This window comes from Calothrix sp. CBUCES-K 9914 (assembly GCF_059640475.1).
On record NZ_JBXXZH010000272.1, the window covers coordinates 1 to 11,613 of the forward strand.

Below are 11,613 nucleotides of genomic sequence, written 5' to 3' on the forward strand. Positions count from 1 at the left end.
CGAGAATTAATAACCCAGTACCCAAACGTTACTGTCTACGGTGGAGAGTTTGACTCTGGACGCATCCCTGGACAAAAAGTATTTCTTCACGAAGGAGACTCTGTGGAATTCGGCGCCCGCACAGGAACTGTTTACTTTGTCCCTGGACATACACGCGCGCACATTGCCTATTACTTCCCACCTGTAACTCCAGAAGAAACTGGCGAATTATTCTGTGGTGATACATTATTCGCAGGTGGTTGTGGGCGCCTATTTGAAGGAACACCCACACAAATGGTAGATTCCCTCACCAAAATACGCGCGCTACCTGATAACACTCGTGTGTGGTGTGCCCACGAATACACCCTAAAAAATCTTCAGTTTGCCCTGAGTGTCGATGGTAACAATGAGGATTTACAACAGAGGTATACAAAAGTACAGGCTTCCCGCAATCAAGGAGAAGCCACAGTACCTTCGATATTAGGAATAGAAAAACGCACTAACCCATTTTTACGATGGGATGAAAAGGCGTTACAAACAGCCGTAAAAACCAATGAGTCAGTACAAACATTCGCACGGCTGCGCGGAATGAAAGATATATTTTAAAATCCCCCCTAGCCCCCCTTAATAAGGGGGGAACAAGAGTTTTCCCATTTCTTAGCCCCCCTTATTAAGGGGGGTTGGGGGGATCAAAGATTTAATTTGTTTCTTCAGCGAACCATACATATTCCCAAACACAGCCAATTGTTTTTGCCGTTGCTTTTTAGCAATTTGTTCAGCATACCAGTTCGACCATAACGAATTATCAAGGTATTCGTAAAATAATTCTTTCTGCGGATGATTACAATTATCGTTCCAAGGTTTCTCGCGCGTTGAGTAATGGATAATATATGGATGGTTGAGCAGGTTATTATATTCTTCCTCACTAAATGGACTTTCTTGCCATGAACCAAACCGGAATAAATAAGGCATTTGGTTCCAACGCGCGTCAAGCTCTCCCCATTTCCCTGCTAAAATTGCGTTTAACCCGTCTTGGTCAAACCAACGCACGTACTCCTTATAGTCGTTGAGATATTTAATTACTTCTAGACTTGTGTTATCAGAACGCCATTTTTTTAGATTCAATACCAGTACACCTGAATTTAAATATTTACAATCAGCTGGAATACCGAGTTCTTGATAGTTTACCAAGCCGCGCGGCGAGGAAACCAACGGGGCGCCCATATCTTGCACCGCGAGTAAATAATTGTCTTTAATATCCTGCTGCCAGAGCGCTTCTATGTCACTACGAACTATGACATCGCTATCTATATAAATTGCTTTTTCGATTTCTATAGGTAAAAATGCTGGAATTAAAAGCCGATAATATGCAGCTATTGTAACAGTCGAAGAAATTTGCATGTTCTTGAACTGCGACCTGCGTGCTTTTATCCAGGTAACTTTGACTTGCTCAGATTTTAGATTTTGAATTATCCGCTCTTTATTGGCGCCGCTAATTCCACCATCAATTATATATAAAGACAAATTCTGCGGATTTCGCATACTCGCAACAACCGAACGAGTCGTTGCTGCCAACGGCATTGAGTAGTTATCATCCGCAGCACATACCAAAACTATAGGGTTATCCATAGATGTTTAATTTTTAAATGGAAGCTGATTTAATTTATATACTGACAAGATAAACGCAAAAATTGCACGATATCATGGGATAAATACTTAATTTGATTAAAAATGTGATACTAAGGCTAAAGTTGACAGTTTATACCGCGATTAAAAGGTTTATGAGTTTTTGTATTATCCTTGACATTATTCATTAACATATAGTTATTTCCTAAGTAAGACGAAAAACTATTGATGATCAAGGAAAGTTAACTAATGAATGACTTAACAAGCACTAACATCAAAAACTACAGTTCTGGACAAATGCTTGAAGTATATGTATGATTCACTATGTACCTGTATAAACTATCTACACATCAACTTGATTTATCAGATAGCCGTTGGGCATTTATGGTTGCTTGTCATTCGTTCGAGTCGTTATTAGGCGCCTGCTGTAGAGACGCGATTAATCTCGTCTCTACGAAACCGCGAAAACATAAAAAATAAATTCGTGATTGCTGATAAAATTTTAATCCAAATCGAGTGCGAAAATTAACCAAAATCAATAATAATAAAATAATTATAATAAAGGTTAATAACAATCAAAAAGGAAAAGAAAATGGAAATTGAACAAGCAGATATTGAAAAATTCGTTTATCGTACAGAGATAATGTACAAACGCTGGTCTGACTTGCTGCATGGAAACATAAATCTTTCACTAAACAAAGCAGAAGTTTTACCTCAAGCATTAATGGAACTAGGTTCGGCTTCGCAAACCTTACAAATAGCAACTGAGGAATTACGTCAGCAAAATGAAGAACTCACAGAAACGCGCGATTTACTTGAGATAGAACGTCAACGCTACAAAGACCTTTTTGATTTTGCACCCGATGGTTATTTGATAACCGACTTAGATGGCAAAATTACAGAAGCTAATCGTGCGTGTTCTCAACTTTTTTGTGTTGCACAGCAAAATTTGGCGGGTAAACTAATTATCAGCTTTGTAATGTTAGATGACCGTCATAAACTACGGTGTCAGATTGCGAAATTATCAAAAATGGAAAAAGTTGGTGAAATAATTGTATGTTGTCGGAGGAAAAACGGCGAATATTTTCATGCAGCTTTAACTGCTGCCAGTATTTGTAACCGTCAAGGTAAAGTAACAGGGATACGCTGGCTTATTCGTGATATTACAGAGCAAGAAAGAGCGAAATCGTTACCACAAAGTTGCGACTTAGATCTATCTAAAAATCGACCTTTATATAAATATTGCAGACGCGAAGCAGTGCCTCTTGAAAATAATATAATTTGGTATGTCCATCGCGGTTTAGTTAAACTCAGTTCGCTTTGTGAATCTGGAACAGAAATATTAGTAGGGTTGGTCGGAGAAAAAATGGTGTTTGGCGCCAGTCTTACTGCTCAACCAATTTATCAAGTTACAGCAATATCGGATGTTGAACTGGTGCCAGTTATGCAAACAGAAATTGCTGCTTCACCAAATTTAAGCCATGTTATTTTACCCAAAATAAAACAGCGACTACAGCAAACTGAATACTTTTTAGTCATTGCGGGTAGACTCAAAGTCGAAGATAGATTTTGCAACTTACTACAATATTTAAAGCAAGACTTTGGTGAAAATACTCCAACTGGAACTAGAATTAATATTCGTTTTACCCATGAAGAACTAGCTAGTGCTTGCTGTACTACGCGCGTAACGATTACCAGGTTGGTTCAACATCTCCAACAAAAGGGATTAATTAGCTTTGATGCCCAACGTCATATTATAGTAAACGATGATTTATAACGTAGGGTGGGCACTGCCCACCGTACATTTAAGAATGTTGCAGAACGCTTGCAGCAGCTAACTTAGCTTGCAAATCTTGCCAGTGAACATTTTCAAGACTTGGTAAAACAATATCAGCTTCCTTGAGTCTCTCTTTTGGTCCCAAACCAATAGCTATCATTCCTCCTGCTTTTGCCGCTTCAACACCTGCTGCTGCATCTTCAACTACTATACATTCCTCCGGCGCCAACCCAAGTTCTTTAGCAGCAAACAAAAATAAATCAGGCGCCGGTTTTGGTTCAGTAACGCTGAAACCATCTGCGATGACATCCATATATTTGGATATTCCCAGTTTCTCAACTACTGGACGCGCGTTTTTACTTGCAGAACCAAGCGCTATTTTAATTCCCGCGCTGCGTAACTCTTCAAGTAAATCTAATGCTCCTGGTAATAAATCTTTGGGTGAAATATGTTCGATGGATTCTACATAGTAACGGTTTTTACGCTCCATCATTTCTTGAATTTGGTCTTCAGAATAATGCTTGTCACCAATAATTTTAAGTAATGAACCGCGTCGAGATACTCCCCGCAATTCTTCGTTGGCTTCACGGTTAAATGGTAATCCTTCTTCGTCAGCAAGTCTTTGCCAAGCTAAATAATGATACTCAGCAGTATCTGTAATTACTCCATCTAAATCAAAAATTACACCCTTGATATTCGAGTTGGAATTATGTATTGCTGCCATGTTTGTACCTTCTGCCTTTAAGTCAAATTCGTGCCAGTCACCGCGCCAATTAATTTTGAACTGCAACCGCTTCCAACCTGATGGTAAATGTGCTGTTGCGACGGGTCCATTCTCGGTTAACTTAATACCCCCAAAACCGAAGACTACAGCTTGCCATATTCCACCTGCACTGGCGCCGTGTATTCCTTCATGAGCGTTACCGCGCACATCTTCGATATCAACCATTGCCGCTTGCATGAAGTTTTCATACGCTTCATCTGCTAAACCTAAATCGGATGCTAAAATCGCGTGAATAGCTGGACCAAGCGAGGAACCGTAGGTAATATCGGTACGAGGTGCGTAATAATGCCAGTTTTTCTCTAATATTTCTAACGAGTAAGGAAACTCTTGTGATTCGCGCATTAAGTAAAGTAGCATCAATACATCAGGTTGCTTCAATACCTGACGTTTATTGGCGCCTTCGATGGTAAGAATAGTTTGCATCGACTTAGTACGCGGTTCGTAATCAGCCAGATTAATATCTTCGAGTTTGAAAAATCCATCTGCCTGTTCGATGAGATTTGTATTTGGGTCGTAAGGTATTACTAAATTCGCGATAATATCTTGCCAACGTAGGCGCCGACTTAGAGTAAGCTGTAATCGAGTTTCGAGTTCTTTAGCTTTATCAGGATATTTTTCGCGTAACCAGTCTTGAGTCGCGATAGCTTTTTCTAAATGCCATTGCACCAATCGGTTAGTAAAAGCATTATTATTTGCTAACTCGTGATACTCATCGGCGCCTATTACACCACGAATTTCGTACTTTTCGTTCTTGGTGCTATATTCAACGCGACTTCCCCAAAATACCGCTGTGTCGAGAATTATTTCGGCGCCGTAATCACGCATCCAATCATCATCGCCTGAAACCAACCAGTAAGACCATACAGCGTAAACAACATCAGCGCTAATATGGATTTCTCTGTCACGGCACCATATCCGAATATCCTCTCCATATGGGTCATTGGGGGGCAGCCAACGCGGTGTTACTTCATCACCAGTATCCGCACTTTCCCACGAATACATCGCTCCTTTATACCCGTAGTGAACCGCTTTACGTCGGGCGCCACCAATTGTGTGATAACGATATGTGAGCAAGTTACGTGCTAATTCTGGCTGCGTGTAGATGAAAAACGGTAATATAAATATCTCGGTATCCCAGAATACATGTCCGCGATATCCAAACCCTGATAAAGTTTTAGCGGCAATACTTACACGGTCATCATGTTTAGGCGCCGCAATTAGCAGTTGAAATAAATTGTAACGAACAGCAAGCGCCGCACGAACATCCCCTTCAATGGAAATATCACTTTTATCCCAAACTTCTTCCCACGCTAAAGAGTGTTCCTTTAATAAAGTTGAGTAGGTCGGTAAATCAGCTATTTCTTGCTGTGCAGATTGTATAGGGTTTTCAACATCCCTAGATGTAAAGAAAGTTACTAGTTTGTCAACTGTAACTGCTTGCCCTGAAGTCGCTTGAAACGAAGTTATAACAGTTGGGTATCCGGGTGGGTTTGTCACAATAACCGATGCTTCGGCGCCTGAAACAGTCATCCCTAAACCCATACCAAGAGTCATACGCGAGTTACGAGTCCGGAGGTTTAACCAAGCAGCTTTAGAAATACTACCTTGGTCGATTAATTCCCAATGGTTAAACCCTTGGTTTTCTGGGTATCCGCTGATACTAGCTTGTACTTCAACTAACCCATCAAAATCAACAGGTTTAATAAGAAGGCGCAACACTGTTACATGCTCGGAAGCTAAACTAGCAAACCGTTCAAATTGTAAATCTACAGTTTTACCATTTTGCGAACGCCATCTGACAAACCGACTTAAAACACCGCGTCGCAAATCAAGTTTTCGTTCATAGCTAATTATCTCACCCCTATCCATACGAAACCGTTCTCCATCAATTGTGATTGATAGCGGCAACCAGTCAGGACAGTTAGCGAGTTCAGTATAAACAATTGGCACATCATCAAACACACCGTGAAGTAAAGTTGCTGGTGTCGCGCGCGAATAACCTTCTTCAAATGTGCCGCGCGTGCCAAGATAACCATTACCAATTGTAAATACAGTTTCACGGTGGTGAATTTTATCTGGGTCAAATCGGGTTTCGATCAATGACCAGTCAGTATAAATAAAATCAACATTAGAATTTACATCCATCGGCAGTGCTTTCCTTATATATATAAGAGTTGAAAGTGCTGAGTGCTGAGTGCTGAGTAGTAAGTGCTGAGTAATAAGTGCTGAGTAGTAAGTGCTGAGTAGGGAGTGCTGAGTGCTGAGTTAAAAGTCAAGAGTAGGGTGGGGACTGCCCATCTTACGAGGTGCGAAGTTAAGAGTTAGGAATTAAAAGCTCACACTTCTTACTCAGTACTCAGCACTCAGCACTCAGTACTCAGCACTCAGCACTCAGCACTCAGCACTCAGCACTCAGCACTCAGCACTCCTCACTATTAGTCTTTACCTTTGCATGTGCTGTTCCAGAATTTTTTCGGCTCTGGGTTTGAAGACGAGATAGTATAAAGTTTCGAGGTAGCGTGCCCTGGCTTCACGGTTTTCTGGGGTGACGTAATCCCAGAAACGGTAAATTTTCGAGATTAGCAGCAATTGCTTCGAGTGTATACTCCAGTTATATTTGTTACGCACTCTGTCAATTGCCCGCGTAGAAATTTCATGCCAGTATTGAGGATTCTTATCGCATTCGTCAAGAAAGTGTAATACTTTTTTGGCTGTTCCCTCGTAGTCGGTTGGGTTTATTTGGAACTGGTCTACATCTTCGATAATTTCCGAGGCGCCGCCGAATTGGGTGGCGAAGGTGGGTAGTCCAGAAATCATCGCTTCGAGTAAAGTTCTTCCAAAAGCTTCAAAGCGAGCAAAGTGAATAAAAATTCCTCGATTATCTGCAACCGCGCGATACGCTTCACCTAGTTCCATATTTGATAGGCGAATACCTACCCAGCGAATTCGCTCGTGTAATTCGTACTGGTTGATAATTTCGTTCAGTTTTTCAATTTCTGCTGCTTCTTCAGGATGCGTTGCTTGTTCTGGACTAAATTTGCTTGTCACGAATATTAAGTTACAGCGTTCTTGGAGTTCTTTGCTTTTACCAAAGCACTCTGCTAACCCAGTCAGATTTTTGGTTGAATTAATTGGGGCAACTGCTAAAAGAGGTATTTTTTTAGGGTTTTCCAAACTACCCAGAATTTGCGGGTCGTCACGCAAAAACATCAGTTCGTGAATTTTTGCGCGCGCCTCTCTATCCCGGTCTTCACTTTGATTATAAGGAAAGAAAATGTTTTCGTTAACTCCAGGTGGCACCATATTAAATTTGGGATTGAATAAATCTATCCCATCTACAACGTGGTACAACTGTGGCATTGTAAAACATTTGTACGATTCATATTGTCCCATGCTGTCGGGAGTACCGACGATTTCTTGGTATGACGAACTAATAATAAAGTCAGCCGCGTTCATGCTAATTAGGTCGGCAGTAAATTGGGAACTGAAGTGGTATCTATCCTCCAAATCTTGCCAGTACAGGTTACTAAATAGGTATTTTGGCTTTTCTAAGGAGTGGGCAATATTGCAATGTGCTGCTTTTAGGCGCCTTGATAGCAGAAACGCGACTAAGTTACCGTCGCTATAGTTACCAATAATTAAATTGGGACTGCCTTTAAATTCTGCTACCAACTCACGTTCAGCTTCGAGAGCAAACGATTCTAGGTAAGGCCAAATTTCAAACTTAGAAATCCAGTTTTGTGTAACGTTCGGATTGAAATCAGCAAATGGAACTCGTAATATCCAAGCATTTTCCGTTCCTTGCAGTTTTTCCAATCTGAGACCACAAGCAGTTCCTTCGCAGTTAGGAATCAACCTAGTTAAAATTATTACCTTTGGATTTATTCCAAGTACATCAAGTCCCGAAAGCTTTACATCTTCGCGTAACTTCGCTTCCAAACTGCGCGCTTGTTCCAAAACGTACATGACTTGACCAGCAGTTTCTGGGCGCCCAACAACACCTTCTTGACCAACCCATCCGTGAATGGATACCAAAACCACACGAAATATTGCCGGAACGCGCGTAACAAACGCTTCCAAAATAGCGGGTTCTGGGTCACTAACCAAACGGTTGAAAAGTTCGAGTGTTTCTTTAACGCGACCTGCGGTATTTCCCCAACCGGGTTCAAAACCAAGCGACTGTAAATCAAAGCGGAACTTTTCAAACGGTTCTATTGGAGAAAGTTCATTTACCAGTTGCAATGCTTTTTTGACAGCATCAGCTAGTTCATCTCCAGAGTGAAGACGGTCGCTAATCATGAGTGGTACACCACCATGCTGCAACTTATGCAAAGCTTGAAACAGTTCTTCCAACCAACGTTTAGGGTCGTTTTCAAGTTGGTTACATAAGTAACGATTTAAAAAAGTGAGTCCTTGACCAATATTTCGGGGATCATCTATTGTTGGAGAACCCTCATAGAAAGGTTTAAGGTCTATTTCCAAAATTTGAGGCTGGTAGCGGTTGACCAAACGGTCGCGGACATCTAACAACGCTTTGGGAGTTAACTTCTCAAAGTGCGTCATATCCGCACCCAGGCGCCAAACTTCCTGGTTAGCTATCCAGGGACGTAACATAAACCAGGTGCTTTCCTCTTCCAAAATTATCTCGTGCGTCAGGCTAATTAACGTGCCCAAAGACGAAGAATGGAAAAAATAAGCAGGTTTGTGGGAACGCTGACAATAGTCGGCAAACACCTGTAAAATCTCATTTCGCAGTAGATAGCGTTTGCCACTTGATAAGAGCGCGGATACAAACTGACGTAAAGCAGTTTTCTCATCGCTGTTTAAAACATTTTGAACCAGGTCATGCATAGTAATATCCCGAACTCCAGTTCGACTTATAAGAGCATTTGCACAGTGTTTAACTATTATTTAAATACTATGTTCGCGCCCTTCCTTGCGTCGAGCTTGTCATAAGAATGTAGAAACGTTTCGAGCCATCCGACTACTTTTTATCCACGCCCAAAGTCACAGTCTTACGTATGTAATCTTTGATTATTGACGCGCGTTATATAAAAATTTTTCTAACATTTACTGACATTCATACTACTCACGTTAGCGTAAATTTTGTTGAAGGATTGATTTTTAACACAACTCACGGAGTCTGTAACTCCCCAATTCGTAATCAAAAATCAACTATGCACCCGGCAGTATTTAGTTTATTTTATACACTAAATTTTATAATAGGCAACGTTTACTATAATGCATCACTGATGATTCAACAACCTGAAGTTTAAACAAATTTTAAGACCATAAGTTATTTTAGTTCTGAATCTTTTGAAATAAACAAAAAACTTATTTAAGATAAATCTATTACTTTTGATAGAGGTACTTGTCGCCATCTGGCAACGGATACAACGGATGTAACGGATAAATCATGACTCGTAAGATTCCTTAAGGCGCCAACCGAAGCGCTTCTCTTAACTCTTAACTATTATAGTATGTTTCAAGCAAGTAAGGTACAAATTAAGTTAGTAAAACAATGAGTGGAACGGGCATCCCTTAGAGTCCGGAAGCGTACTTAAATTGTGTATTTAATACTTTTGGTAGATGAAATAAATTAAATTTTAGTTTACTAAAAGAATAAGTTGTTAATCTTCCAGGCATACAAACTGAATTAGTTGTTTAAGCAAAGTAACACCACAATCAGAATCCACAAGCGTTAAGTAACAAAATGTTAAGTTTTGTAAAGTGCAGCAACAATATGCATAAAAAGAAGCTCTTAAAGCATGACAAAAGGGAGAGTATCGGCAGATATCACCTGATCTAAAACTAATTAGGGTGTTGATTATGGTATTAATTCGTGAGTTAGTTCAACAAGTTCTAAGCACTGGTTATTTGACGCTTGCAGAGGAAAATCAGTTACGTATGCTTTTAAGGACTAAGTACGAAATGGAAGATTTGAATGCTTTCATGACTTTGCAAGAAGCAGCTATGGACGGTTTGGTTAGGCAGGAGTCGCGCGAGTTATGTTCCTTTGAGACCAGGAGGGGTATTTCAAGCGAGTTTAGCGTCCATGCTTGTGTTTAAATATATTTCTATATATTTCTATATTTCCGAAGCGGGAATTGTTTCTTCCTCATTTTTCGCAGCTTCTAGCCATTCTTTCATTGCTGGAAGCTCTAAAATAGCACCCAAATAATCCTGGCAAACTGAATTTAGCTCCACTCCATAAGTCATAAATCGTAGTACAACTGGTGCATACATTGCATCGGCAATCGTAAATTTACCAAACAACATATCACCTTCTTTGAAAAATTGTCCTCGTAGCTGGCGCCAAATATTTGTAATCCGCTCAATATCTTTCTGAACCTCCGATGTCATTCCTCTTCCTGGTAACACCGCGCGGCAGTTCATTGGCATATTTTGCCGCAAATGCTGAAAACCCGAATGCATTTCCGCGCTAACTGAACGTGCAACAGCGCGCGCTATTTTCTCTTGAGGGTAAAAGTTAAGATTGGGAAAAGTTTCAGCAAGGTACTCACAAATCGCTAATGAGTCCCATATTGGTTGTGTATCGTGAATTAAAACGGGTACTTTACCAGAAGGAGAGTATTGACTAAGCTGAGATTGCGTTTCCGGTTGATAAAGCGGGATACGAATTTCATTAAATTTTATACCAAGTTGTTTCATTAGTAACCACGGACGTAGCGACCATGAAGAGTAATTTTTGTTGCCGATTATTAATGTAAATTGTGACATTGTTGTTTTATATTTTTAGATGTTGTGTAGAGACGTTTCATGTAACGTCTCTACAATAATACAAAATTTCTACGAATAATTCAGGATTGGTATATGTTGAAACAAAATCTTGAAACAATATATAATTATTTACAAATATCTGATACAATTTCGACTTCTGGACAACCAACAGTAGAACAATTTGACGCAATTAAACAAGCTGGGTATCAAGTTGTGGTTAATTTAGCATTACCTGATTCTCCTAATGCTTATAAGAATGAAAAAGAAATTATTGAAGCGCGCGGTATGGAGTATGTACACATTCCTGTTCTATGGGATAATCCCACATTAGAGAATGTACATTCTTTCTTTGAAACAATGAATGCAAATCAGGATAAAAAAGTTTTTGTTCATTGTGCTGCGAATAAAAGAGTATCTGCTTTTGTTTACCTTTACAGACGAATTTGTTTAGGCGCCAGTGAAGAGATTGCTAAACAAGACTTAAATAAACTTTGGGAACCGTCGGAAATTTGGCAAAAGCTAATAAATCAAGCTTTAATTGTAGGTTGGGTGGAGGAACGGAACCCAACATCAAATGTATAAGGTGTAGGGTGTGTCAAAGCTATTACAATCTTCAACAAAACGAAAAATCATGTGCTTTGACGCACCATCCAGAGTGTCGGTGCGTGACGCCACAAGTCTCTTCATATTGAGTGGAATTTTTTCG

The 11,613-nt window shown here is 40.1% G+C and carries 8 protein-coding genes; 4 read left to right on the top strand and 4 right to left on the bottom strand.

All coding sequences use genetic code 11. From position 1 onward, the window contains the following. The coding region (gloB, locus tag AC2JBO_RS37270) for a hydroxyacylglutathione hydrolase (RefSeq protein ID WP_496958673.1) at positions 1–585 on the top strand (585 nt) is incomplete at its 5' end. A gap of 51 nt (positions 586–636) precedes the next feature. On the opposite strand, the gene AC2JBO_RS37275 is transcribed toward gloB, so the two are convergent. Beyond that, positions 637–1,608, bottom strand: a complete 972-nt coding sequence (locus AC2JBO_RS37275) for a glycosyltransferase family 8 protein (RefSeq protein WP_496958674.1) — start codon at positions 1,606–1,608, stop codon at positions 637–639. A 589-nt stretch (positions 1,609–2,197) separates the two neighbouring features. On the opposite strand from AC2JBO_RS37275, the gene AC2JBO_RS37280 reads away from it, so the two are divergent. Continuing rightward, positions 2,198–3,382, top strand: a complete 1,185-nt coding sequence (locus AC2JBO_RS37280; RefSeq protein ID WP_496958675.1) for a PAS domain S-box protein — start codon at positions 2,198–2,200, stop codon at positions 3,380–3,382. A 28-nt stretch (positions 3,383–3,410) separates the two neighbouring features. Here the strand turns inward: AC2JBO_RS37280 and pgmB are convergent, their stop codons facing one another. Beyond that, complete coding sequence (pgmB, locus tag AC2JBO_RS37285) at positions 3,411–6,311, bottom strand: beta-phosphoglucomutase (RefSeq protein WP_496958676.1); 2,901 nt, start codon at positions 6,309–6,311, stop codon at positions 3,411–3,413. Positions 6,312–6,608: 297 nt separating this feature from the next. Beyond that, a complete protein-coding gene (locus tag AC2JBO_RS37290; RefSeq protein ID WP_496958677.1) occupies positions 6,609–9,017 on the bottom strand; it encodes a sucrose synthase in 2,409 nt (802 codons plus the stop codon). 978 nt (positions 9,018–9,995) lie between these two features. On the opposite strand from AC2JBO_RS37290, the gene AC2JBO_RS37295 reads away from it, so the two are divergent. After that, a complete protein-coding gene (locus AC2JBO_RS37295; protein WP_496958678.1) occupies positions 9,996–10,235 on the top strand; it encodes a hypothetical protein in 240 nt (79 codons plus the stop codon). An 18-nt stretch (positions 10,236–10,253) separates the two neighbouring features. Here the strand turns inward: AC2JBO_RS37295 and AC2JBO_RS37300 are convergent, their stop codons facing one another. Then, positions 10,254–10,907, bottom strand: coding sequence for a glutathione S-transferase family protein (locus AC2JBO_RS37300; RefSeq protein ID WP_496958679.1), 654 nt, complete (start codon positions 10,905–10,907; stop codon positions 10,254–10,256). 93 nt (positions 10,908–11,000) lie between these two features. Between AC2JBO_RS37300 and AC2JBO_RS37305 the strand changes: the two genes are divergently transcribed. Continuing rightward, entirely contained in the window at positions 11,001–11,489 is a 489-nt protein-coding gene (locus AC2JBO_RS37305; protein WP_496958680.1) for a protein tyrosine phosphatase family protein, read from the top strand. Positions 11,490–11,613: the final 124 nt, after the last annotated feature.